Below are 25125 nucleotides of genomic sequence, written 5' to 3' on the forward strand. Positions count from 1 at the left end.
CTCGACAGGCCTGCGTTCACACCGTAGTACCTCCCCGGCCGAACGCGCGTCAGTCGTTGGCCGCCGAAGCAGGCGTGTTGGCAGATAACTTCTGTTCCAGCTTCAGTTGCCGACGCGGGTGTTGGCGACCGTGTCCGCCTGGTCGAGAGCTTGTTCCCACGCGGTCGCCGACGGTTGCTTGCCGTCGTCGACGCGGGACAGGGCGGCGCTGAAGATCTGGTTGATCTCGCCGTCGCGCGGACCCTTGTGCTGCTTGAGGATCACGTTCCGGGCGCGGTTGACGAAGATCTGCCCGACCGGCGCGTTGTTGAAGTACGCGTTGACCTGTGACTTCACCTGCGGGTCGTCGTACGCGTCGAGCGTCGACGGGAACGAGCCGACCTTCTTGAACACCTTCACCTGCTGCTCCGGCGCGGTCAGCCAGGCCGCGAGCTTGGCGGCCTCCTCCGGATGCGGCGACTGCACCGGCACGGTCAGGTACGAGCCGCCCCAGTTGCCACCGCCGCCCGGGAACACGTCGGCGACGTCCCACTTGCCCTTGCCGTAGGCGCCCGCGTTGTCCTGGATCACGCCGAGCAGCCAGCCCGGGCAGGCGATGGTCGCGAACTTGTCGGTCCGGAAGGCGGCGTTCCACGCATCGCTCCAGGCCGGCAGCCGCGCGGACAGCCCGTCCTTGCTTCCGGCCACGACCTGGTCCCAGGTCCGCTTCAGCAGCGGGTTCTCCGCACCGAGGAAGCGGTCCTCGTTGGAGTAGTACGCCTGGATGAGCTGGTTGCGCATCGCTTCCCAGGTCAGCACCGCGGAGTCGTACCACGCCGAACCCGGGACGCGCTGCTTGAACTTCCGGCCGGTGGCGAAGTACGACGGCCAGTCCTCGAACAGCTTGGCCACCTCCGCCCGGTCGGTCGGCAGCCCCGCCTTCGCGAACAGGTCGCGGCGGTAGCAGATCGCCTCCGGCCCGATGTCGGTGCCGTAGCCGATGATCTTGCCGTCCTGCGTGGTCGCCCCGGCCACCTTCCAGTCCAGCCAGCGGTCCTTCAGTTCGTCCGCGCCGTACTTGCGCAGGTCCACGAACTTGTCGGCCTTGGCCAGGTACTTGTAGATCCAGCTGACCTCCATCGCCTCGATGTCGGCCAGTCCGGTCCCGGTGCGCAGGTTCGCGTCGAGGTTCTTGACGTGGTCGTCGACGGTCTTGGCCTTCTGCTCGACGATCGTGATGTTCGGGTGCTGGGCCTCGTACTCCGCGTACAGGTCGGCGTACCCGAACTCGTTGAAGGTCGCGATGGTGAGCTCGATCTTCGGTCCGTCGGTCTGCTCGCGGGCGGCGTCGGGCGCGCCGGCGTTTCCGCCGCAGGCGGCGACGAGCAGGACCCCGGCGCTGGCCAGCAAGCCGGCTACGGGGCGATAGCGGGCACTGGGCCGCATGTTCGGTGCTCCCTGGAACTGGACGGGTTGAGAGCGCTCTCGGATCGCGAAAGTGAGCTGAGTCTCAAGCGTCCGCAATGGATATGTCAAGCATCTTGACAGTCACCGGGAGTTAGCTGTGCGTGATCACCGGGACCGCGGCGGGGCGACCGAGTCGCGGACCACGACGACGGTGCCCAGCGTGGTCACCTGCTGCTGGTGCGCGAACGGGTCCGCGCTCTGCTCCTGACCCGCGAGACCGGCCCGTACGGCGGCCCGCCCGAGCTCCTCCAGCGGTACCCGGACCGTGGTGAGCGCCGGCCGCAGCTCGACCGCGACCGGTACGTCGTCGTACCCGACCACCGAGACATCGCCCGGGATGCTGAGGCCGCGTTCGCGCAGCGCGGCGTACACGCCCGCGGCCACGATGTCGTTGGCGGCGAAGACCGCGGTGAAGTCGAGCCCGTCGTCGAGCGCGCGCAGCGTCTGGTCGTACCCCCACTGGCGGCCGAACGCGCCGGTCCGGACCAGGGCCTCGTCGTGCTCGAGCTTGCGGGCCGCGAACGCCTGGCGGAAGCCACGCAGCCGCGCGGTCGTCGTCGACAGCGTGGTCGGGCCGCCGAGGTACAGGATCCTGGTGTGGCCGGCGCTGAGCAGGTGGTCCGTGATCGCCGCGGCCCCACCGGTGTTGTCGTATTCGACGGCGTACGCCGGTACGCCTGCCTCCAGCCCCGGCCGTCCGCAGAGGACGAGGCTGGAACCGTTGTTCGCCAGCTGGCGCGCGCGTTGCCCGACCGCCGCGAAGTACTCCTGGTCCTCGACCGCGCCGCCGACCAGGATCACCGCGTCGGCGCGCTGCTCGAGCAGCAGGTCGACGAACCGCAGCTCGGCGGAGTCACCGCCCTGTGTCGAGCAGACCAGGCAGAGTCGGCCGGACGACAGCGCCTCGGCCTGCACGCCCCGCGCGATGTAGGCGAAGAACGGGTCGACGATCTCGCTGACCACGATGCCGACGACCCGCGTGGTGGAGCCGGCCAGTGCGCGGGCGTGCGCGTTGGCGACGTACCCGAGGTCCCGCATCGCGCGTTCGACCGCGGCCCGGGTCGAGGCCGCGACCGGATAGTTGCCGTTGACAACACGGGAGACGGTCGCGGTGGAGACGCCCGCACGGGCGGCCACGTCGCGGATGGTCCGGGCGGCCTCGGGGTCACGCCGGCGCGCCCGTGACCGGGGCGGTTCCGCCGTCATCACGCACCTCCTCGTCCACCTGCGCGTCCAGCTGTACGTCGGCCTGGGTACCGTCGGCGAACCGCACCGCGACGTGGCACCCGTCCACTGCCACGTCGATGCTCTCGGCCAGTTGCCGCGGCCAGACCGTGTCGCCGGACAGTACCACCGCGGACACCAGCACCTGCGGACCTTTCCCGTCGTGCTGCGCTTCCAGGTACGGCGTCGCGGAATGCGGCCCGAAGGCGTTCGAGTCCAGTCCACGCCGGACGCCGGCACGGTCGTAACCATGCAGGCCGACGACGACGCTGGTCAGCCGATCTTGGCGGGTCGCCTGGGCCCACAGCTCATCTGACTCCACCGCTGGGCGGACGGTTCCGGCGACCGCGTAGCCGCCGTGCCGCACCGCCCCCTCCGGCCCGTGCACCAGCACGCATCGGACCTCGATCCGCCCATGGACGACGCACGCGACCTCGATCCGCGCGCCGTCCGCCTCCCACCAACTCGCCCCCACGGCGACCCGCCGGATGCGCCTGCGCGGACCGCAGGTGGAGAGAGTGATGTGGTTGTCGATCGCCTCGTCAGTGAGTTCGGGCGCAGTGCGGGTGGAGTACGCCAGCCGGTTGTAGTGCGGGTCGCCTTCGCCGCCGTGGTCGCTGCCGTGGTTGAGCAGACGGACGATGCCGTCGTGCTTGGTCGCCTGGATCAGGAAACCCGGGGCCGGCATCGCGCGCACCTGGTCGTGTTCGTCGAGCGGCAGTGCGGCCTCGCGTGCGGTCCAGACCTCGTGGTCGGCCGGCAGCAGGAGGCCCAGGAATCCTTTCGAGGCCCAGTACGGCGACGCGGGACCGGAGTACGGCTGCGTGGTCGGGAGGAAGTGGTGGTGCCACCCGAGGGTGAGCAGGCCTCGCTCGTCGGGGACACCGTGGTCGACGAAGTGGCGGAGCGTTCCGGAGCACAGCCGACGCGTCTGGCCGGGAGTCAACGGCGTGGCGTCGAGGAGCGCACCCATCCAGTACGGCGCCGCGGTGGCCATGCGGTAGCACAGCGATCGGCCGAAGTGGATCGGCGCACCGTCCGAGCCGGTGAGGTGGACGGCGTCCTCGATGAAGCGGTGCAGGCGTTCGCGATATGTGGCCAGCCGGTCGTCGGCGGTCGGCCCGGCCATCCGGGTCCAGAGGCCTGGGTACAGGTGCATGGCCCAGCCGATGTAGTGGTCGAAGTTCTGCCCAGGACCGTCGGAGTACCACCCGTCGCCGACGTACCAGTCCTCGATCCGGTCGAGGCCCGCGTCGATGTCGTCCTGTGAGTACGGCGCTCCGACGGACGCGAGGAACTGCTCACCGACCACCTGGAACAGCCGCCAGTTGTTGTCCCACGTCCGCGATCCGACGAACCCGCTCAGCCAGTCCACGACAACCTGCTGCTCAGGTACGTCGAGCTTGTCCCACAGCCATGCCCGCGATTCGTGCAGCCCGACCGCGATCGCCGCCGCCTCCACCATCTGCTGCGAGCACGGCGTCAACCGCGGCCACTCCCGCGCCGCGCCGGCCACCAGTCCACGCGCGTACCGCTCGACCAGCCGATCGTCGCCGTTTGTCGCAGCGATCCGGAACGCGGCCAGCAGGAACGACCGGGCGAACCCCTCCAGCCCGTCGCAGTCCGCGCCCGACCAACTCCCCCGCCCCGGCAACCGCACCTGCGCGCCACTGTCCGAGAACCATGGTTTCAAGGAATCGAGCAGGTGATCGGCCACCGCCAACCACGTCTCCCGCGTGTACCCCGTCCGCGAGGACACCACCCGATCCGGCGCCGGCAACCAGCCGTGGGGCGGCAGGTTCTGGGGTGCTGGGGTGGGGGTCATGCGATGCGGCCGAGGTCGTCGCGGTGGATGGGGTGGGCGAGCGGGCGGCCGGCGGCGAGGCGTTCGAGTTCGGCGACGGCGGCGTCGCCGAGGCGGGTGGATTCGTTGCCCATGGCACCGGCGATGTGCGGCGTGATGAAGACGTTGGGGAGCTGCAGCAGCGGCGAATCCGGTGGCAGCGGCTCGGGATCGGTGACGTCGAGAATCGCGTCGAGCCTGCCGGAGACGCACTCACGCTCCAGCGCCACATGATCCACCACCGGGCCGCGGGCCGTGTTGATCAGCACCCCGCCGTCCGGCATCGCGGCCAGCAACTCCGCCGACACCAGCCCTTCGGTCTCCGGCAGCAGCGGTGCGTGCACGCTCACGATGTCACTGGCCGCGAACAACTCCGGCAACTCACACCACCGCGCACCGAGCTCCGCAGCCTCCGACGGGCTCAGATACGGATCACTGACCAGCACCTCGACGTCGAGTCCGCGCAGCCGCTCCAGCACCAGACGCCCGATCCGCGAGGCTCCGAGGACGCCGACCGTCGTACCGAGCGTGCCGAGAACCGGGGCCCCCGGCAACGGCCGCTTCACCCCGGAGACCCGGAACCAGTCGCGGTGCCGGAACGCCCGCTTCCCCGCCAGCACGATCGCCGCCACCGTGAACTCCGCCACCGGGATCGCGTTCGCCGCGGCCGCCGACGAGACCTCCACGCCGCGGTCGAACACGACCGGATCGACGAACGTCTTGATCGTCCCGGCAGCATGCACGATCGCCCGCAGCTTCGGCGCGGCGTCCAGTACGTCGGCGGTGATCCGCGGGCACGCCCAGCCGGTCAGCAGCACCTCGGCCGCGGCGAGCTCGTCCGCCAGGTCCGCGAACGACGCCTCCAACCGGGGTGCACCGTCCGGCCGCAGACCGAGCAGCTCGGCGACCCCTTCCAGCCGGTCGCGGGCGGCGGGGGTGACCACCTCCGCCCAGCTCTCCGCGGGCATCGCCACAAGGGTGCGCAACCGCGGACTGCTGTCCCGGTCGGATCGAGGGTTCGGCACGGATCACTCCTAGTAAACGGTTACTAGAAACCGTAGGCAGCCGACGCCGCATCGGTCAAGACAAGTTCCACAAGTGCTTGACAGCAAGGCGGTGAACGTTTCATGGTTGCTGCCAATCGAGACAGCAAACGCTTACTATCAGGAGGCGCATCATGCATCGCGTCAGCCGATCCCCCGGCCGCGCGCCGGACCGCGCCGCCGGGCGGGCCGCCCGTCGGGCGGCACGGGACGCGTACGCCGGACCCGGGCTGCGGGCCAGGCTGCGCCGCGACCGGGTGATGCTGCTGCTGGTCCTGCCCGGCTTCCTGTTCTTCGTGGTGTTCCACTACGTGCCGCTGCTGGGCAACGTGATCGTCTTCCAGGACTACCAGCCGTACCTCGGCTTCAAGGAGAGCCCGTGGGTCGGGTTCGCCAACTTCAGCGTGTTCGCCGAGCCGGACTTCTACCGCGCACTGCTCAACACCCTGAAGTTCGCCGTACTCCAGCTCGTGCTGTTCTTCCCCGCGCCGATCGGACTCGCGCTGCTGCTGAACAGCATCATCAGCCCGAGGATCAAGCGGTTCGTGCAGAGCGTCGTGTACCTGCCGCACTTCATCGGGTGGGTGATCCTGATCTCGATCAGCCAGCAACTGATCGGCGGCACCGGCCTGCTCCCGCAGCTGCTCGGTGAGCTCGGACTGCCGCGGGTCGACCTGATGACCAGCCCCGAGTTCTTCCCCTGGCTGGTGACACTGCAGCTTATCTGGAAGGACGCCGGCTGGGGCACGATCATCTACCTCGCCGCGCTGCTGAACATCGAGACCGAGCACTACGAGGCCGCCGCGATCGACGGCGCGGACCGGTGGCGGCGGCTGTGGCACGTCACCCTGCCGGGCATCGTGCCGGTCACGTTGCTGCTGCTCATCCTCAACCTGGGCAGCATTCTCTCGGTCGGCTTCGAGCAGATCCTGCTGCAGCGCGACGCGGTCGGCGCCGACGCGGCCGAGGTCCTCGACACCTACGTCTACTTCCACGGCGTGCTCGACGGCCAGTGGGGTCCGGCCGCCGCCGTCGGGCTGGTCAAGGGCGTGATCGGCCTGGTCCTGATCCTCGGCGCGAACAAACTCGCCCACCGCTTCGGCCACGAAGGGATCTACTCGAGATGAAGACCTCGCAGCGCCCCTCCAACCGGCCGCCCTGGATGGAGGCGCCGACCAAGGCCGGGCTGGCGGTCAAGGGGGTGGTGATCGCGATCGTCTGCCTGCTGGTGCTGTACCCGTTCGTGAACATCGTCGCCACCAGCCTGGCCGGCGAGGCCGAGATCACCCGCCGGGGCGGCATCATCCCGCTCTTCCCGAGCGAGCCGACACTGGCGGCGTACAAGACGATCTTCGCCGGCGGCGTGGTCAGTCACGCGCTCCTGGTCAGCGCGGGCATCACGATCATCGGTACGGCGCTCAACCTGGTCGTCACGATCGCGCTCGCGTACGGGCTCAGCCGGCCCATCGTCGGCGGACGGTTCGTGCTCAGCGCCGTCCTGTTCACGATGCTGTTCGGCGCCGGCATCATCCCGAACTTCCTGCTGGTCAAGGCGCTCGGGCTGTACGACTCGTACGCGTCGCTGATCGTGCCGGGACTGGTCAGCGCCTTCAACTTCCTGGTCCTGCGCAACTTCTTCCAGAACATCCCGGCCGAGCTCCTCGACAGTGCCCGGATCGACGGCGCCGGCGATCTCGCGATCCTGCTCCGGATCGTCCTGCCGCTGTCGAAGGCGGTCCTGGCCGTCGTCGCGCTGTTCTACGCCGTCGGGCACTGGAACGCGTTCTTCAACGCGTTGCTGTACCTCAGCGACACCGCCAAGTGGCCGCTGCCGCTCGTCCTGCGGCTCTACGTCCTGCAGGGGCAGCCGGTCGGCGGCGGCACCGAATCCCCCGGCGAGGCGGTCGCGTCGATCCAGGCCGTGCAGATGGCCGTCGTCGTCGTGGCACTCGTTCCCATCCTCTGCGTCTACCCGTTCCTGCAGCGCTACTTCACCAAGGGCGTACTCACCGGCGCCATCAAAGGTTAGGAGAAACCCATCGTGACCACCCCTCCCCTCAGCCGCCGGAACTTCCTGCGCAGCGCCGTCGGTGTCGCCGTGATGAGCGCCACCGGCGTACCCGCCCTGGCTGCCTGCAGCAACGGCGGTACGGCGGCCGGCACCGCGCGGGCCTCCTCGGTGACGTTGCCGACGTACGTCGCCTTCCAGGGCCCGAAGCCGGATCTGGCCGGCACCGCGGACGGCGTACCGCCGGGATACCTGACGTACCCGAAGGATCTCGTCACCACGGTGAAGACACCGCCGCTGTCCGGCGGCAAGGTCAGCGTGATGACCGACATCTTCGATCCGCTGCCGCCGGCCAAGGACAAGAACGCGGCATGGCAGGCGGTCGAGCAGAAGCTCGGCGGCACGCTGGACCTGACGATCGTGCCGGACAGCGACTGGGCGACGAAGTTCCAGACCGTGCTGGCCGCCAACGAGCTACCGGACCTGGTCCTGTTGTCCGATGCGACTCTTGTGAACAATCTGCCGGCCTTCTTGTCGGCAAAGTGCACGGACCTGACGCCGTACCTGTCCGGTGACAAGGTCAAGGACTACCCGAACCTGGCCAACATCCCGCAGGTGATCTGGCAGGCGTGTGTGGTGCAGGACAAGATCTACGGGCTGCCGATCCCGCGCAGCATCACCGGCGGCGCGGGCTTCTACAACAAGCGGCTCTTCGACGCCGCGGGTATCGAGTACCCGGCGACAGCCGAGGACTTCCTGGCTGCCTGCAAGGAGCTGACCAAACCGCAGCAGGGTCAGTGGGCGATCGTCAACTCGAAGGGCAACACGTTCTTCACGATGATCCAGCAGATGTTCGGCGTGCCGTACGGCTGGAAGGAGGACGGCGGCAAGCTGGTGAAGAGCTTCGAGACGCCCGAGTACAAGGCGGCCCTCGAGTTCGCCGTCCAACTGGTCAAGGCCGGTGTCCTGGTTCCGGGCTCGGACGGTATCGACGGCACCGCGCGGAAGAACGCGTTCCGGGCCGGCAAGGGCGCACTGGTGTACGACGGCTTCCCGGCGTACTCCGGCTACGTGAAGGACATGTCCCGGCTGGACCCGAAGAACGATCCGCGCGCGTTCGTGCCGATGGCACCGAAGGGCGGCAAGGCGAACACTTGGTCGGACAACATCCTGTTCGCGTACACGCTGATGAAGAAGTCGGACGAGGCGCGCGCGAAGGAACTGCTCAAGGTCGCGGACTTCTTCGCCGCACCGTTCGGCAGTACCGAGAACCTGCTGCTGACGTACGGCGTCGAGGGCGTCGACTTCACCCGCGACGCGCAGGGCAACCCGAAGCTGACCAGCAAGGGCGAGGCCGAGATGACCGTGCCGTGGAAGTACATCACCGCCCCGCCGCAGGCGCTCTACAACGCCCAGTTCCCGGCGTACGTCGAGCGCGCGCACGAGGACCTGACCAAGCTGATCGGGATGGTCGTGAAGGACCCGACCGCGTCGCTGATCTCGCCGACCAACGACAAGTCCGGCGGCGACATCGGGCAGGCGCTGACCGACGTCCGCAACGACGTGATCGCGGGCCGCAAGCCGATCACCGCGTTCGACGCCGCGCTGAAGAAGTGGGCGAAGGACGGCGGCGACAAGATCCGCGGCGAGTTCGAGTCGGCGCTGAACGGCGGTGCCAGCCCGCGATGAGTTGGCTTACCGAGGCGAGGCTCGGGCTGTTCGTGCACTGGGGCATCTACGCGGCCGCGGCGCGGCACGAGTGGGTGAAGTCGTACGAGCAACTCACCGACGCCGACTACCAGCCGTACTTCGACCACTTCGAGCCGGATCTCTACGACCCCGTGCGCTGGGCCGAGGACGCGTGGAACGCCGGGATGCGCTACCTGGTGATCACCACCAAGCACCACGACGGCTTCTGCCTGTGGGACTCCAAGCTCACCGACTACTCGGCGCCGAACACGCCGTGGGGCAAGGACCTGCTCGCGCCGATGGTGGACGTGTTCCGCGAGCGCGGCTTCAAGATCGGGCTGTACCACTCGTTGCTGGACTGGCATCACCCCGAGTTCCCGGTCGACCTGTACCACCCGCAGCGCAAGGACGTCGACTTCATCGACCGTACGGCGAACCGCGACGTCTCGAAGTACGCCGACTACCTGCACGGACAGGTCCGTGAGCTGCTCACCGGGTACGGCAAGATCGATGTGATGTGGTTCGACTTCTCGTACGCCGATCGCGGGTTCAACGCCAAGGGCCCGGACGAGTGGCGGTCCGAGGAACTGCTCGCGATGGTGAAGGAGCTGCAGCCCGGGATCCTGGTGAACAACCGGCTCGGTCTGGGATCGGGCGACTTCACCACACCCGAGCAGGTCCAGCCGCCCGGCAACGAGGTTGCCGCTGGCAACGGTACGCAGGTGCCGTGGGAGGCCTGCCACACGTTGAACGGCAGCTGGGGCTATCACCGGGACAACCACGACTGGAAGTCGCCGGCGCTGCTCATCCGGATGCTGGTCGATTCGGTCTCGAAGGGCGGCAACATGCTGCTCAACGTCGGCCCGAACGGCCGCGGTGCATGGGAGCCGCGCGCTCTCGACGTACTGTCCGGGATCGGGTCCTGGATGCGGCTGCACGAGCGCTCGATCCGCGGCTGCGGGCCGAGCGCGTACGTCCCGCCGGCGGACTGCCGCTACACGCAGAACGGCCGGCGGCTGTACCTGCACGTGTTCGCCTGGCCGATGGGGCATCTGCATCTGCCCGGGCTGGGCGATCGGGTGGAGTACGCGCAGTTCCTGCACGACGCGTCGGAGGTCAAGCGGGTGACCGTCGATCCGTCGGCTCCCGGTCACACGTACCTGACCGGGCTGCCGGAGAACACGCTGACGCTCAAGCTCCCGAACCGTGCGCCCGAGGTCGACAGCTGCGTGATCGAGCTCTTCCTCCGCGACTGAGCTTCCCCGTTTCGAGCTCTTGGATTGGGCTCTCCCGAACGACGAAGGCACCCACCTCGACCCGGTGGGTGCCTTCGTCCTTTTGTCTACTCCCGGATTGTCGACGGATCCACCGGCGGCGGCGTCAGCTGCAGGGCGGTGAGCTGCGCAGTCGCCTCGGCGTCGACCGGTACGCCCCAGGCGCGGAAGAAGTCGCTCAGGTCGTGGCCGGCGGTCCGGCTGCACAGGACGACGAGGTTGCGCAGACGCAGTACCTCGTCGGTGTAGTCACTCGCGTACGGGTGCTCGACCCGGACGAGCTTGTGCAGGTCCGGCCAGAACGTGTTCCCGAACGCGTGCCGGAGCTGCTCGAACATCACCAGCTTCTCGTAGGGGTCGAACGTCGTCCCGTAATTCACGCCCGGCGTCCGCAGCTTGCCCGGCGCGCTCTGCCACGGAGTCAGGCCGGTCTTCGCGTCCGGCGCGTGCAGCCGCGGCTGCTGACCGTACTTCGTCGCGAAAACCGCGTTCACCGCGAGCGAGTAGATGTTGACCGTCACCTCGGTCAACGAACTCGGCTTGTACGTGATCTGCTGATGCTGGTGGCCGAGCTCGTGATAGACGCCCCAGCCGCGCATCCGCAGCCCTTCCACCGTCAGCATCCGGTCCTGGATCGGCGGCGGGAACGACATGTGGCCGTGGGTCGCGTACGCGCCGACGCCGGTGATCGCGGAGGGATACCCGACGAAGTGGTACCGGTGCGGCAGCCGGACGTGCGCCGGCGCGGATCCGTCGTACCCGCTGGTGGCGTCCTCGATCCGGATGATGTCCTCGTAGGTCGACAGCAGGTCGGTGTGGTTCTCGGTGCGGTCCTTCAGGGCCGAGGCGCGCTCGACGGTGATCATCGCGTGCGGGCTGAGGAGTTCGACGTACGGCGTGACGCGGTCGTCGAGCTGGCGCTGGAACTCGGCCTCGCCGGTGGAGCCGAGGACGAAGTACGGCATCGGCTGTGCCTCCTCGCCGATGCTCACCTTCGCCTGACCGGAGTCGCCGATCAGCTTCAGATAGACGACACCACCGCCGGCGTCGGTGATCGTGTTGCGGCCGAGCTGGAGCGGATACTGACGGGGCGACTTGAACTCCTTGCGCGCGTCGGCGTCCGGCGCGCCGATCACGAGCGTCGGCGGCAGGCTGCCGTCGTGGACGAGCACGTTGAGTGCGGTCGCCGCGGGCAGGTAGAAGCCGGTCGAGCGGAGCTCGCTGGCGCTCAGCGAGTTCTGGGTGCGCACGAGTTCGGTGGTCCGCGCCGACGGGAGCGCCGCGATGGTGAGAGTCCTGGTCTGGATGCTGGTCTGGGCGTGGGCGAGGGTTGGTACGGCGGCCAGCGCCAGGCCGGCACCGGCTACCTGAAGGACACGGCGCCTCGAGAGCTGCGTGGGGCGGGCGTGCGGCATCATCGAACAACCTCCTGGTTGAACTTGCCAGCACCCGGCGACCCGGCCGGCGCTTGATGCCGACCCCGGTTGCTTGCGGAAACTCTGGGGAACCTCAGTTGAAGGACACGGAGTGGGTCGCGCCCTTCGTGCCACCGACGGCGATCTCGAGGACCAGCTGCTTGCCGGTAGCAACCACCGTGATTGCCGGATCCTTGGCGACCACGTCGCCGACCTGCCGGTCGATCGTCAACCGGACCGTGCCGACGGTACGACTCGGATCGGACACGGCGACCGTCGTCGTGCGGCCGTCGGTGCCGATCACGACCGACGCGGGCCCGTCACTGGTGACCGAGCGCCGCCCGGGGCCGTCCGGCACCTCGGACACCGCGCCTGCCGCCCAGAAGTTGATCATCACCAGGTCGTCACGGTGGGACCGGATCGCTTGAACATTCGGATTGTTGACAAGAACCGTCATCCCGGGATCGGCCGCGAGTTCGGCGGTCCGCTGACTGGTCGCGTTGGGCAGGACGATGTACGCGTAGTCGCCGGTCGCGGTCCCGTGCTCCAGGATGAGCTTGGCGTAGCGCCGGGTGTACGGCGTGGTCGAGCCGGCCGTGTCGTTGCCGATGTTGATCTCCGACCAGGACGCGGTGCGATCCTCGCGCTGGACGGTCAACTGACCGCCGGTGGGGAAGATGTAGCCGGCGACGCCGTCGAGGTGCGCCCAGTGCGGGTCGTCGTACGTCTGGTCGACTGCGGGGCCGCCGTCGACCAGGAGCCGGGTGGTGCCGTTCTCGTGGAGATTCCGATTGTCGACAATCGTCTCGACCGGGTAGCCGTCGGTGCCGGTGATTCCGGCGCCCAGGGCAACGATCGAGTCGCTGAGGCAGAACCAGGACTTCCTCGCCTGCAACGTCTTGTCGTGATTGATCAGGTGCATCCCGACCGCGCCGGCCTCGTTCCGGTACGACGCTCCGCCGACCCACTCGGCGTACGCCGCGACGGTCCCGGTGCCCGCTCCGCTGCCGCCGGGCTGGCGGGGCTTGGTGCTGACCGTCGTACCGGGCATGCGATGCGCGTCGACCGTCGGCCAGTAGGCGTCGTTGAACTGGGCCTGGTCCGCCGTGTAGAGGTAGGTCATGCCGTCGCCGACGTACCAGCCGCGGCGGTTCTCGCCGTTGCCCCACTCGTAGCGGGCCATCCGCTTCGACGACAGCGCGATCGCGAACGTCCAGCCCGGGCGGCGGTGGACGACGCGGTCCTGGTTGTGGAACTGGAAGTGCCGCGGCACTGCCGGCGCCGGGGTGACGCCGGTGTCCGCGAGCAGGGCCTTCGCCCGGGAGATTTCGGGGATCGACGCACCCGGGAGATAGTCGTTGAGGTGGTCGCGGGTGATCCAGCCCTTGGCGAGGGCCTTGTAGCGCGAGGCGTACGGCTCGGCGACACCGCTCGCGAGGAGCAGCACGGTCGACGTGGTGCCGTGGCCGTGGCGGTGATCACCCGCGCGCTCGCGGGAGATCGCGCGGCCGGAGACGCAGTCCATCATCAGACCGTCGACCATGAACGGCGCGAAGCTCGCCTCCACGGCGTCCAGAAGTACGGCGCGCTTCGGGTCGGTGATCTCCCAGGTGGAGCCGCCGAGCAGGGCGATCAGGTTCGCGACTCCGCCGAGGGCGACGTTGCCGTACGTGCCGACGTACGCGAGGTTGCCGTGCTGGACGAACGAGCCGTCGCGGTAGAAGCCGTCGCCGCTCGTGACGTAGGTGAACACGCTGTTCTTGCCGGCTTCGGCGACGTCGCTGAGGGCGTCGCGTGCTGTCGACAATCTGACAGTCGACTTTCCGACGATGCCGCGCAGCGCGACGATCAGGGCCTTGTCCACCCGGTTGGCGCCGGTCTCGCGCAGCGACGGGGAGTTGGTCCGGCGGTTCGGGTCGGGGACGAAGCGGTCGACGGCCGTCACGTACCTGGTGAGTTGCTCGGCGGACAGCACGTCGTACGCCAGGATGCAGGTGTCGAGGAGGGCGCGGGGTGCGCCGATCTCCCAGAACCACCAGTTCCCGGTCTCTTTCAGAGTCTCGTTGTAGGCCTTGGCGTTCAGGAAGTCGAGAGCCCCGCTCAGCAACTCACCGACCGCCTCGGTGCTCGGCCCGGCATTCGCCCCGGACGCCGCCGCGCCGGGGGCGGTTGACCCCACGCCCGTCCCCCGTGTGGCGCGGGCCAAGGCGATCGTCTTCAGGCGCGTGTAGCTGATCGCGAAGTTCCCGCTCGTCGGGCTGAGCGGAAGATCCGGCCAGAGCGCCGTCCGATCCGCCGCCGTGATCATCGTGTCCAGGTACTCCCGCGCCTGCGCCCCGAGCTTGCCGAGCGCATCGCCGTACGCCGGATCGGCCGGATCGATCGCCCCGCCGGTGTTGAGTTCGGCCCAGCGCACCCGGAGGACGTCGAACTCGTCCTCCGCGAACGCCCGGGTCGGCAGTCCGAGCGTGCTGATCGCACCGGCGGCGAGACCGGCCTGGAGCAACAGCCGACGACGAATGAAGGGCGGCATCGCGACTCCTCGGGGGAATAGTAAACGCTTACCCCACAGCCTGCCGCGTGCTCGTAACAGTCGTCAACAGCTCACTGTGATCACTTCTGATCACTTTCAGGGCAGCAACTCCCGCACCACCGCATCGGCAAGCAGCCGCCCCCGCCCGGTCAACACAAGCCGCCCACCACCCACCGGGCCGCGGTCCGCCGGGTCGCCGTTCGCCGGACCCGCATCGCCGTCCACCGGACCGCTCTTGGTGACCACGGCCAGGCCGTCGGTCACGATCTGGTCGACCGCGGCGCGGCCCGCCTCGTCGAGCACCTCCAGCGGCAGACCGGCCCGCAGCCGCACCTCGAGCAGTACTCGCTCGACGCGGCGGGTTTCCTCGTCGAGGGTTTCGCGTGCGTGGGCCGGGCTCTCGCCGGCGGTGATCCGCTCGGCGTACGCGCTCGGGTGCTTCACGTTCCACCAGCGCACTCCACCGACATGACTGTGCGCACCCGGTCCGACGCCCCACCAGGTGTCGCCGCGCCAGTACAGCTCGTTGTGCCGACAGCGCGCCGCCGTACTGCGTGCCCAGTTGGACACCTCGTACCACTGCAGCCCTTCGGCGCTGAGCATCTCGTCGGCCAGCACGTACTTGTCGGCCAGATCGTCGTCGTCCGGCATCGGCAGTTCACCGCGCCGGATCCGCCGGGCCAGCTGGGTACCGTCCTCGACGATCAACGCGTACGCGCTGACATGATCCGGCTGCGCCGACAACGCCGACTCCAGCGAGGCGCGCCAGTCGTCGAGCGACTCCCCCGGAGTGCCGTAGATCAGATCCAGGTTCACGTGCTCGAAGCCGGCCGCGGTCGCTTCCTTCACCGCCTGCAGCGCCCGGCCGGGCGTGTGCTGCCGATCGAGAATCCGCAGTACGTGCGAGGCGGCGCTCTGCATCCCGAAGCTCACGCGGGTGAAGCCCGCCTCCAGCAGCGCCTCGAGGTACGCCGGATCGACGGACTCCGGGTTCGCCTCGGTCGTCACCTCCGCGCCGGGCGCCAGCCCGAACTCGTCCCGGACGGCCGCCAGCATCTTCCCCAGATCCACCGCCGGCAGGAGGGTCGGCGTACCGCCCCCGAAGAACACGGTGTCGACCGGCCGATCCAAGTCGCCCAGCACTCGGCGCGCGAGCCGCACCTCGGCGACCGCGTTCTCGGCGTACGACGCCTGCGACCCGCCACCGCCCAACTCCGTCGCGGTGTACGTGTTGAAGTCGCAGTACCCGCACCGCGACGCACAGAACGGCACATGCAGATAAAACCCCAAGGGCCGCTCGGCCGCTTCGAGCACAGCAGATCCCGGCAACACCCCGTCCCGGGGCGCAACCTCCCCCTCGGGCAATGTCGACGGCACCCACCCATCGTACGGACCCCCAACCACCCACCCACACGCCCACACGCCCACACGCCCACCACAGCCCGCCCCACCATCCAACCCACCGACCACAGCCCGCCGGCCAACCCCGCGGCCGCCACCCGCCTCGCACCGCGAACCGCATCGGCCCCGCCGCGAACCCGCCCCACACCTCGCGCACCCGCCCACCAACCCGCCCATTGCCCCCGTGCACCCGCGCACCCGCCCACCAACCCGCCCCGCGCACCCGCCCACCGACCCGCCCCGCACCTCGCGCCCGCTGCCCCGAACCCGCCCGCACCTCGCGCGTCCGCCGACCAACCCGCCCATTGCCCCCGACTTTGTGCACCGCATCCGCACCGCAACGACTCCTCGATACAGATCACGTGCACAAAGTGCGGCTCAGGCAGAGCCGGCCACCGCAAGACCCGGCGGTGGGGGAACCACGCCCCGGTCTGCCGGTGCGTCGTCGCCGCGACGCGTGGTGCGCCGCGGTCACGGCACGGGCATAGCCGGTCACCGCCGGACCCGGGCGGTGCCCGAACCAAGCACGGGTCCGGCGGCGGGGGAACCACGGCGGGGTCTGCCGGCCCGTCGTCGCCGCGACGCGGGGTGCGCCCCGGTCACGGCACGGGCAGAGCCAGTCACCGCGTGACCCCGGCGGTGGCCCGAACCACGGCGGGGTCTGCCGGCCCGTCGTCGCGGCGGCGCGGGGTGCTGGAGTGCGCCGCGGGCACGGCACGGGCATAGCCGGTCACCGCCGGACCCGGGCGGTGCCCGAACCACGCACGGCCCGGCGGTGCGTCGACGCGCGTGGCGCGGGGTGCTGGAGGGTGCCGTGGTCACACGGTGAAGTAGGGGCTTCCTTCGGGGCGTGGGGCCTTGAGGTTGAGTCCGGTGGTTCGGCCGGGGCCTCGGAGTTTCAGGTGGTTGGACTCGATGGTGTAGGTGAGCGGGGTCCGGAGGTTTTCGAGGACGGCATGTTCGAGGACGGCCTGTTCGAGGGCGGCGGCTCGGGAGGTGGGGTGAGCGGGAGTGACGGTGAGGTCGGTAAAGGTGAGGGTGTCGTTCTCGCGGGTGACCGTGGCGGTGAAGGGGCTGCTGCCGATCGAGCCGGTGGCTTGGGTTCCGTTGAGGGTAAGGGTGGCCGGGCCGAGGCGGACGTAGTGCTGGACGGCGTTGTCGCCGCCGACGACCAACTCCACGGTCCAGGTGGTGCCGTCGAGCGGGAGATCGGGTTCGGCGAACCGCTCGTCGAGCAGCACGATCGTCGTACCGCCGTCGATCAAGGTGAGCGTGTCGCCGTCGACCGACCATTCCGGCTCATGGATCAGGAACCCCACGAGCCAGTCGTCCTGGGCCTCGAACTCCGGACCACAGCCCATCTGAGTCTGGATCGACTGGTCGAACCGCAGGACCCCGTCGTCGAGCATGATCCCACCGCTCAGCTCGTTACAGCCGGCCCGCGCGATCAGTACGCCGTCCTTCCGGATCTCCACCCGAATCCGGGTCCCCGGAACCAGCTCTCGCTCCACACCATCTTCGGTCACCGCCACCGACAAGTACGCCTTGCCGATCGGCGATCCCTCTCCACCGACCAACGGCCCGTAAACCACCGTCATCCCATGCCCCAACCGTGTCCTTCCCATCATGGACCCGTGAACGACGGGTTCGTACAGGCGTCTGTGGGCTCCGGTGCGCGGATATGCTCGCCGGCATGCTGACTGATGGGGTGCGGGCGGTTGTGGTGGGTGGGGTCGAGCACTGGGTGCGGATCGCGGGGGCCGGGAACGGTGGGGTGCCGTTGGTGTTGCTGCACGGCGGGCCGGGTGAGAGTTCGTACGGCGTCGAGCGGTCGGTCGGGGACGAGCTGGCGAAGGTCGCGCCGGTCGTGTTCTACGACCAGCGCGGTTGCGGGCGTACGGCGCGTCCGTCCGACGCGTCGACGTACACGATGGAGCGTCTGGTCGCGGACCTCGAGGAGTTGCGTACGGCGTTGGGTCTCGAGCGGATCGTCCCGTGGGGCGTGTCGTTCGGGTGCCTGCTGGCGGCCGAGTACGCCGTTGCTCACAGCAACCATGTGGACCGGTTGATCCTGCACGCGCCGCCGATCGCGGACCCGCTGCACCCGGGTCTGTGGACGATGCGGCCGGGCGCCGTCGACCCGTTCCTCACCCCGGACGAGCGGGCCGCACTCCGCGCGCAGCTCGACGGTGTGACGGAGCCGCTCGAGCGTACGGTCGCCGCACTCGGTGCGATCGCCCAGAGCGAGAACGCGGCCCGCTTCTTCTACCACGACCCGGCGAACATCCCGCCCGCCGACGAGAACGCGCCAGAGCCCAACCTGGAGATGGCGATGGCGCTCGTCGGCAACGAACGCGTCGACCTGATCGACGACCTGGCCGCGCTGGACGTCCCGGCCCTCGTCCTCGCCGGCCTCTGGGACCGCCACGTCGGATTCGACATGCCCCGCGACCTCGCCGCCCGGCTCCCGCGGGCGACGCTCGAGATCTTCCACCGCTCGGCGCACTCCATCGACGAGGAAGAGCCGATGGAGTACGTCGAAGCCATCCGCACGTTCCTCGCACGATGAGCAGGTTCACGTCGGTCGAGTACCCCGGCCGCGGTCTCGCGATCGGCCGCGACGCACAGGGCGTCCCGTTCTTCGCGTACTGGCTGACGGGCCGCTCCCCCGCGTCGCAGTCGCGCGAACTCGTCGTACGCGATCGCGAAATCATCGTGCAGGACGTCTCCGGCGCCGCCACCGACAACCTCCGCCACTACACCGCGGCCACCCGTGGAGACGACTGGGCCATCGTCGGCAACGGCACCCAGGTCAGCGAACTGACCGCGGCCCGCGAAGAGCAACCGGACCTGCAACTCGCGCTGAGGCGACTCACCTACGAACCCGACCCGCCGATCCGCACCCCGCGCATCACCGCCGGCGCCACTATCACCGGCACTGAACTCACCGATGTCGTCATCGGATCCGCACGAGCGGACGACGGTACGCCGGAGCTCACCGAGCACCCGTCGCTCTACGCCGCCCGCATCGCACCGGCAACCGCGCTCACCACCACGACGTACTCCGGTACCACGGAACGCGTGATCACCAACGGACGCCCGGAAACGACCGCGATCCCGTTCACCTGGTCCGAGTTCACCGACGTCATCTGGCGATCCTTGCAACCGGCACTCCGCGTCGCCGCGATCACGGTCCGCCTCGACGTCCCGACCTTCGCCGAGGCGGTCCTGCACACAAGAACCTGAAGACCCTACTCGTACATCTTGTCCAGTACGTCGGCGTACTGGGACTCGACGTGCTTGCGTTTGAGTTTGAGGCTGGGGGTCATCTCGCCGGACTCGACCGTCAGGTCCCGGTCGAGGATGGTGAACTTCTTGATGGTTTCCCAGCGGTTCAGGCCCGCGTTGAGTTCGTCGACGTACCGCTGGACCATCTCGTGGGCCGCGTCCGACGTGACGATCTCGGCGTACGACTTCCCGCCGAGACCGTTCGCGTCGGCCCAGCCCTGGATCGCGTCGGGGTCGAGGGTGACGAGCGCGGAGACGAAGTTGCGCTTGTTGCCGTGGACGATGAACTGGCTGGCGTACGGGCAGACGGTCTTGAAGCGGCCTTCGATCACCTGCGGCGCGACGTACTTGCCGCCGGACGTCTTGAAGAGGTCCTTCTTCCGGTCCGTGATGAACAGGAACTCGTCCTCGAAGTGCCCGATGTCCCCGGTGTGGAACCAGCCGTCGGCGTCGATCACCTCGGCCGTCTGCTCGGGCTGGTTGTGGTACCCGCTCATCACCCCGTCGCCCTTGATCAGGATCTCCCCGTCCTCGGCGATCTTGAACTGCGTCCCGGGGAACGCCGGCCCGACGCTGCCCAGGCGGTACTGCGTCAGCCGGTTCAACGTCGACCCCGCCGACGTCTCCGACAACCCGTACCCCTCCAGGATCAGCAACCCCGCCGCGTGGAACCACTCCGCGAGCGACTTGTCCAACGCCGCCGACCCGGACACGAAGAACCTGATCCGCCCGCCGAACCGTGCCCGGATCTTCGACAGCACGAGCTTGTCGGCGGCCGCGAACTGCGCCGCCAGCAACCCGCTCGGCTCCTTGCCTGCCTGACGCAGCGCCGACACGCGAGCACCGACACCGAACGCCCAGTCGAACAGCTTCGCCTTCACGCCGCCCTCGGACTGGATCATCGTCACGATCCGCCCGTGTGCCTTCTCGAAGATCCGCGGCGCCGCCGCCATGAACGTCGGCTGGACGACGGCCGCGTTCTCCACGATCTTGTCGATCCGCCCGTCGACCGCGGTCGCGAACCCGATCTGGAACTGTACGGCGAGCAGCACCTGCCCGAACACGTGCGACAACGGCAGCCACAGGAACTGCAGGTCGTCCGGAGACAGCACCCGCATCCCCTCGACCGCGGCGCCCTCGTACGTCCACACCGAGTGCGGCAACCGCACGCCCTTCGGGCGCCCCGTCGTACCGGACGTGTAGATCAGCGTGCACAGGTCGTCCGGCTTGATCCCGGCCAGCCGGTCGTCGACCGCCGACGGGTGCTCGGCCAGGTACTCGTCGCCGAGGATGTCGAGCTCACCGAGTCCGATCACCCAGTCGCCGTCCGCCTCGGACGGTGTCCCGTCGAGCAGCACGACCTTGTGCAGCGACGGCGTCTCGGACCGGTGCCGGCGGAGCTTGTCCACCTGCTCCGCGTCCTCGGCGAACACCACCTGGACGTCGGCGTCGGCGACGATGAACGCGACGTCGGACGAGATCGTGGACGGGTAGATCGTGGTGGTCGCGGCGGCGGCCAGTACGGCGGCCAGGTAGCACTCGATCCACTCGATCCGGGTGCTGGACGCGATCGCGACCCGCTGCTCCGGCTCGACGCCGAGCGCGATCAGGCCCGCGGCGCGGCGGCGGGTCAGTGCCTCGGTCTCCCGCCAGGTCACCGACTTCCACTGGTCCCCGCGCGGGAACCGGAACGCCTCCCGCTCAGGAGTCGCGGCCACCCGGTCCAGGAACATCTGGGCCATGGTGTCCTTGCGGTTGCTGAGGAGTGCGAGCTGGCCGGAATCGGCGACAGGCTTCATAACTGGCCTCCATCGGGGGTCAAGTAACCGGAGGGTAATCGCTAGCGGCCATGCCTGACCATGGCACTCGCGTACCCACCTGGACCTTCTCCATTACGTTTCCGCAACAGCCCCACACGGTGGGTGTCCCTGGTCTCACTGTCCGTCCTGACCACCTCGGACGTCTACCGCTGCTTGGCCAGGCACTGCCGAACCGTCGCGGCGTCGGGATGGTCGAGCGCGTCCAGGATCTCGAGGGCCGCGGCATAGCTGGCCTTCGCTCCTTCGCCGCGACCGGCGCGGTCCTGGACGCGGGCCATCGCCATCAGGCAGTCCGCCGTGTCCAGCCGCCGGCCGAGCCTGCGCAGTACATCGGCCGCGACCGCGTACAACGCGATCGCCTCGTCGAACCGCCCCAGTCCCGCGAGCGCGTACCCGCTCGTGTCACTGGCCACGGCGCGCCCGAACTCGGAGTCCACCTCGGCGTACAGCTTCAGCGACTGCTGCGCGTAGTCCAGTCCCGCCTCGTACTCACCGAGCTCGGAGTGGTACCAGCCGAGGTTGTTCAGCGCGTTCGCCCGCGCGTGGACATGATCACAGCGTTCGTAATCACGGCCTTCGTAATCACCGCGTTCGTAGATCCGGAGCGCCCGCAGCGTGTGCTCGATCGCCTTCCGATGCTCCCCGATCCGGGTGTAAACCCGGCCGAGCCCGAGCGAGCCGTGCGCGATCCCGGCCTCGTCGCCGAGCTCCTCCGCGATCCCGAGCGCGAGCTCGTGCTGCCGGATCGCGTCGTCCCACTCGCGCATCGCCATATGCCCGCGCGCGAGGTCCCGCCGCGTGTGTGCCTGCTTGGTCAGGTCCCCCAGCCGTACGGCGGCCTCGAGCGCCAGTTGCTGCGCCTGCGGGTACCCGGACCGGCCGCGGAAGTCCAGATAGTCCGCGATCGCCCACACATACAGCCACAGCAGTACGTCGTACCGCCCGGCCGCCGCCCGCAGTACGGCGAGATTGTTCGGCTGCTCGCCGTCGAACCAGGCGAACGCCTCGTCGCGGTTCGCCGGCACGACCAGCTCGACGTCCGGGGGCGGATCCGGCAGCTCGATCCGCACCCTGGCCGGTGCCAGCAGGATCGCGCCGGCGTACCCGCTGTGGACGAGGTACCCGAGGAGCCGCTCGAAGGCGGCGTCCGCCTCGTCCGGCTCGCACAGCTCCTGCCCGTACGCGCGGAGCAGGTCGTGCAGCACCCAGCGATCCGGCCCGACCTCGACGACCTGATGGTTGGCAACGAGTTCCGCGAGTATCCGCCCTGCCGCGCGAACCGGTACTCCGGCCAGCGCCGCCGCGGCTCCGAGCGTGATCTCGGCGCCCGGGTGCTGCGCGAGCAACCGGAACATCCGCGCGAGCTCCGGGCGCAACTGCCGGTAGGACCAGGAGAAGATCGTCCGCACCCCGACACCGTCCGCCGTCGACAGAGCGTCGAGCGGTCCCTCGCCGAGCGCGTCGACGAACGACGCCAGCGACCGGCGCGGCCGCAGCGCGATCTGCGCGGCGAGCAGCGACAACGCCAACGGAAGGCCCGCACACCGCTCGACGAGCGAGTCGACGCTGCCCGGATCCGAACCGAACCGGTCCTTCCCAATCCTTGCCGCCAGCAACTGTTTCGACTGCGCCGGGTCGAACACGTCCAACCGGATCGGCTCCGCCTGTTCGGTCGCGACCAGCCCGGCGAGCTCGTTGCGGCTGGTGACGACGGTGCAGCACCGGGATCCGGCCGTCGCGAGCGGACGGACCTGATCGGCGGTCCGTGCGTTGTCGAGGACAACCAGGACCGCCCGGTCGGCGAGCAGGCTGCGGTAGAGCGCGATCTGCTCGTCGGGGGTCGCCGGCAGCCGGTCGGGCGGCGTACCGAGCGCGACCAGGAAGCGGGACAGGAGCGTGTGCGGGTCGGCCGGTTCCGCGGAGGGCGAGAAGCCGAGCAGGTCGGCGTACAGGATGCCGTCGGGGAAACGGTCCTCGACCTGCCGGGCCCAGTGCACCGCGAGCGAGGTCTTGCCGACGCCGGCCGGGCCGATGATCAGCGCGAGGCTCGCCGTCGGCATCAGCTCGTCCAGCCGCCGCAGGTGCTCGGTGCGCCCGGTGAACGCCGGGATGCTGGCGGGCAGCTGACGCGGCACGACGGGTGCAGCCTCGGCAGGGTCGGTCGCAGAGTAGGTGGCGGCGTCGGTCGCGGAGTCGGTGGCGGTGAGGAGTTCGGCGTGCAGGGTCCTGAGTTCGGGGCCGGGGTCGGCGCCGAGGAGGTCGCGGAGCCGCTCGGCGACATCGCCGTACGTCGCCAGGGCGAGCGCGGTCCGGCCGGAGGCCTGATGGGCACGGATCAGCTGCGCCCAGAAGCGTTCGCGGGTCGGATGGCGCTCGGCGAGTTCGGTCAGTTCGGGGACGAGGTCGGCGGACTCGCCGGTTGCCAGGCGCGCGTCGAAGTACAGCTCCCGGGCCTGGAGGTGCTCCTCGTCGAGTCGCGGGATCAGTTCGCGGGCCACGGCGGCGGCGTCGAGGCCGGCCAGCGGTTCGCCACGCCACAGCGCCAGGGCCGCGGTGAGCGGCTCGATCCGGGCGGCCGGGTCGGCGGTGTCGACGGCGGTGCGAACCAGCGTCCGGAACCGTTCGACGTCGACCTGTTCGGGGTCGACGCGGAGCGAGTAGCCGCCCGCGCCGGTGCGGATCATGGACCGGCCGGTGTCGCCCAGAGTCGTACGCAGGCGGGAGATGTAGATCTGCAACGCGGCGCGAGGATTGCTCGGCAGCTCGTCCTCGCTCCAGAGCAGATCGACGAGCTCCTCGATCCGCACCGTCCGGTTGACCCGCAGTACGAGCGCGGCCAGCAGCACCGCGACCCGACGCGACGGCAACGGTACGACATCGCCGTCGGCACCCCTGACCTCAACGGCCCCCAGCACCCGGAACTCCAGCCCGGCCACCTCCCTCGCCAGAGCAATCAACTCTAGCGTCAGAGAGGTCCTCGGCGCCGGGTTCCGAGAGTCGTCGGCGCCCGGTCCGAGGGCGTCAGCGCCGGGCGAGCAGCTCCGCGATCTGGACCGCGTTCAGGGCTGCGCCCTTGCGGAGGTTGTCGTTCGAGACGAACAGGACCAGGCCGCGGTTGCCCGGTACCGACTGGTCCTGGCGTATGCGGCCGACGTACGACGGGTCCTGGCCGGCCGCGAGCAGCGGGGTCGGGAGGTCCGTGACGGCCACGCCCGGCGCGCTGCCGAGGATCTCGGTGGCGCGCTCCGGCGTGATCGGCTCGGCGAACTCGGCGTGGATGCTCAGCGAGTGGCCGGTGAAGACCGGCACCCGGACGCAGGTCCCGGCGACCGGCAGGTCCGGGATGTGCAGGATCTTGCGGCTCTCGTTGCGGAGCTTCTGCTCCTCGTCGGTCTCACCGGTGCCGTCGGCAACGATCGATCCGGCGAGCGGTAGCACGTTGAACGCGATCGGCCCGGCGTACACCTTGGGCTCGGGGAGCGTGATGCCGTCGGTACCGCGGGCGAGCGCACCGCCGGTCCCGGCGAGCGCCCGCGACTGGTCCGCGAGCTCGCTCACGCCGACGCCGCCGGAGCCGGAGACGGCCTGGTACGTCGAGACAACGAGGCGGGTCAGGGTGGCCTCGCGGTGCAGCGGGGCCAGGACCGGCATCGCGGCCATCGTCGTGCAGTTCGGGTTCGCGACGATGCCCTTGGGGATCGTGTCGAGGTCCTCGGGGTTCACCTCGGAGACGACCAGCGGTACGTCGGGGTCCATCCGCCAGCCGGACGAGTTGTCCACGACGACGGCGCCCGCGGCCGCGACCTTCGGGGCGAGCTCCTTGGAGGCCGTCTTCCCGTTCGAGAACAGCGCCAGGTCGAGCCCGGAGAAGTCGGCTGTCGCAGAGTCCTCGACGACGATCTCCCGGTCCCCGAACGGCAGCGTCTTCCCCGCCGACCGCGCCGACGCGAAGAACCGCACCTCGTCCACCGGGAAGCCGCGCTCGACCAGCAGCTCCCGCATGACGCCGCCGACCTGACCCGTGGCACCGAAAACACCTACTCGCATGCGCACGACAGTAGTTGGTCGGCCCGCCTACCGCCCGCGGGTTTCAAACAGCGGACTCCAGCCACTCACCAACCGGCCGCCCCGGCCGCCACAC

General features: G+C 69.4%; 17 protein-coding genes. 6 read left to right on the plus strand and 11 right to left on the minus strand.

Annotation, left to right across the window (positions count from 1 at the left end; genetic code table 11):
- Window positions 1–102: 102 nt before the first annotated feature.
- The 4 genes from BJY22_RS33420 to BJY22_RS33435 all read right to left on the minus strand — a co-directional run bounded on the left by BJY22_RS33420 (window position 103) and on the right by BJY22_RS33435 (window position 5538).
- Window positions 103–1425 (minus strand): ABC transporter substrate-binding protein, encoded by a 1323-nt coding sequence (locus tag BJY22_RS33420; protein ID WP_167214979.1) that lies wholly within the window; start codon window positions 1423–1425, stop codon window positions 103–105.
- Between the two features lie 126 nt (window positions 1426–1551).
- A complete protein-coding gene (locus tag BJY22_RS33425; protein WP_167214982.1) occupies window positions 1552–2652 on the minus strand; it encodes a LacI family DNA-binding transcriptional regulator in 1101 nt (366 codons plus the stop codon).
- Complete coding sequence (locus BJY22_RS33430; RefSeq protein ID WP_337759710.1) at window positions 2612–4429, minus strand: DUF2264 domain-containing protein; 1818 nt, start codon at window positions 4427–4429, stop codon at window positions 2612–2614. Before BJY22_RS33430 ends, BJY22_RS33425 begins: the two co-directional genes overlap by 41 nt.
- Window positions 4430–4491: 62 nt before the next feature.
- Window positions 4492–5538: a hydroxyacid dehydrogenase gene (locus BJY22_RS33435; protein ID WP_337759711.1), complete on the minus strand. Its 1047-nt coding sequence runs from the start codon at window positions 5536–5538 to the stop codon at window positions 4492–4494.
- 152 nt (window positions 5539–5690) lie between these two features.
- On the opposite strand from BJY22_RS33435, the gene BJY22_RS33440 reads away from it, so the two are divergent.
- Genes BJY22_RS33440 through BJY22_RS33455 form a run of 4 tightly spaced genes read left to right on the plus strand, consistent with a single transcriptional unit; the run spans window position 5691 to window position 10509 of the window.
- Window positions 5691–6683, plus strand: a complete 993-nt coding sequence (locus BJY22_RS33440) for an ABC transporter permease (protein WP_238350534.1) — start codon at window positions 5691–5693, stop codon at window positions 6681–6683.
- Window positions 6680–7585: a carbohydrate ABC transporter permease gene (locus BJY22_RS33445; protein ID WP_238350535.1), complete on the plus strand. Its 906-nt coding sequence runs from the start codon at window positions 6680–6682 to the stop codon at window positions 7583–7585. Before BJY22_RS33440 ends, BJY22_RS33445 begins: the two co-directional genes overlap by 4 nt.
- 12 nt (window positions 7586–7597) lie before the next feature.
- Complete coding sequence (locus tag BJY22_RS33450; protein WP_167214988.1) at window positions 7598–9253, plus strand: extracellular solute-binding protein; 1656 nt, start codon at window positions 7598–7600, stop codon at window positions 9251–9253.
- Window positions 9250–10509, plus strand: a complete 1260-nt coding sequence (locus tag BJY22_RS33455; RefSeq protein ID WP_167214991.1) for an alpha-L-fucosidase — start codon at window positions 9250–9252, stop codon at window positions 10507–10509. The genes BJY22_RS33450 and BJY22_RS33455 overlap by 4 nt, the downstream gene beginning before the upstream one ends.
- 86 nt (window positions 10510–10595) lie before the next feature.
- Here BJY22_RS33455 and BJY22_RS33460 read toward each other — a convergent pair whose 3' ends face one another.
- The 4 genes from BJY22_RS33460 to BJY22_RS33475 all read right to left on the minus strand — a co-directional run bounded on the left by BJY22_RS33460 (window position 10596) and on the right by BJY22_RS33475 (window position 17474).
- Window positions 10596–11945, minus strand: coding sequence for a M60 family metallopeptidase (locus BJY22_RS33460; RefSeq protein ID WP_167214994.1), 1350 nt, complete (start codon window positions 11943–11945; stop codon window positions 10596–10598).
- 91 nt (window positions 11946–12036) lie between these two features.
- The gene (locus tag BJY22_RS33465) at window positions 12037–14475 is read right to left on the minus strand and encodes a polysaccharide lyase 8 family protein (RefSeq protein WP_167214997.1); all 2439 of its coding nucleotides are present in this window, start codon (window positions 14473–14475) and stop codon (window positions 12037–12039) included.
- Between the two features lie 96 nt (window positions 14476–14571).
- Window positions 14572–15852, minus strand: coding sequence for a radical SAM family heme chaperone HemW (gene hemW, locus BJY22_RS33470; RefSeq protein ID WP_167215000.1), 1281 nt, complete (start codon window positions 15850–15852; stop codon window positions 14572–14574).
- A gap of 842 nt (window positions 15853–16694) precedes the next feature.
- Window positions 16695–17474 (minus strand): META domain-containing protein, encoded by a 780-nt coding sequence (locus tag BJY22_RS33475; protein ID WP_167215003.1) that lies wholly within the window; start codon window positions 17472–17474, stop codon window positions 16695–16697.
- 95 nt (window positions 17475–17569) lie between these two features.
- Here BJY22_RS33475 and BJY22_RS33480 point away from each other — a divergent pair, with 95 nt between their 5' ends.
- Both BJY22_RS33480 and BJY22_RS33485 read left to right on the plus strand, forming a co-directional pair.
- The gene (locus tag BJY22_RS33480) at window positions 17570–18445 is read left to right on the plus strand and encodes an alpha/beta fold hydrolase (protein ID WP_167215006.1); all 876 of its coding nucleotides are present in this window, start codon (window positions 17570–17572) and stop codon (window positions 18443–18445) included.
- On the plus strand, window positions 18442–19122 hold the full coding sequence (locus tag BJY22_RS33485) for an IMP cyclohydrolase (RefSeq protein ID WP_167215009.1): 681 nt from the start codon (window positions 18442–18444) through the stop codon (window positions 19120–19122). Before BJY22_RS33480 ends, BJY22_RS33485 begins: the two co-directional genes overlap by 4 nt.
- A gap of 5 nt (window positions 19123–19127) precedes the next feature.
- Here BJY22_RS33485 and BJY22_RS33490 read toward each other — a convergent pair whose 3' ends face one another.
- The 3 genes from BJY22_RS33490 to BJY22_RS33500 all read right to left on the minus strand — a co-directional run bounded on the left by BJY22_RS33490 (window position 19128) and on the right by BJY22_RS33500 (window position 25031).
- Window positions 19128–20963 carry an AMP-dependent synthetase/ligase gene (locus BJY22_RS33490; protein ID WP_167215012.1) on the minus strand — a complete coding sequence of 612 codons (1836 nt, stop codon included), beginning with the start codon at window positions 20961–20963 and terminating at the stop codon, window positions 19128–19130.
- A gap of 164 nt (window positions 20964–21127) precedes the next feature.
- Window positions 21128–23899, minus strand: a complete 2772-nt coding sequence (locus tag BJY22_RS33495; protein ID WP_167215015.1) for a BTAD domain-containing putative transcriptional regulator — start codon at window positions 23897–23899, stop codon at window positions 21128–21130.
- A 106-nt stretch (window positions 23900–24005) separates the two neighbouring features.
- Window positions 24006–25031, minus strand: a complete 1026-nt coding sequence (locus tag BJY22_RS33500) for an aspartate-semialdehyde dehydrogenase (protein WP_167215018.1) — start codon at window positions 25029–25031, stop codon at window positions 24006–24008.
- Window positions 25032–25125: the final 94 nt, after the last annotated feature.

This window comes from Kribbella shirazensis (assembly GCF_011761605.1).
In the GTDB taxonomy this organism is placed as follows: Bacteria; Actinomycetota; Actinomycetes; order Propionibacteriales; family Kribbellaceae; genus Kribbella; species Kribbella shirazensis.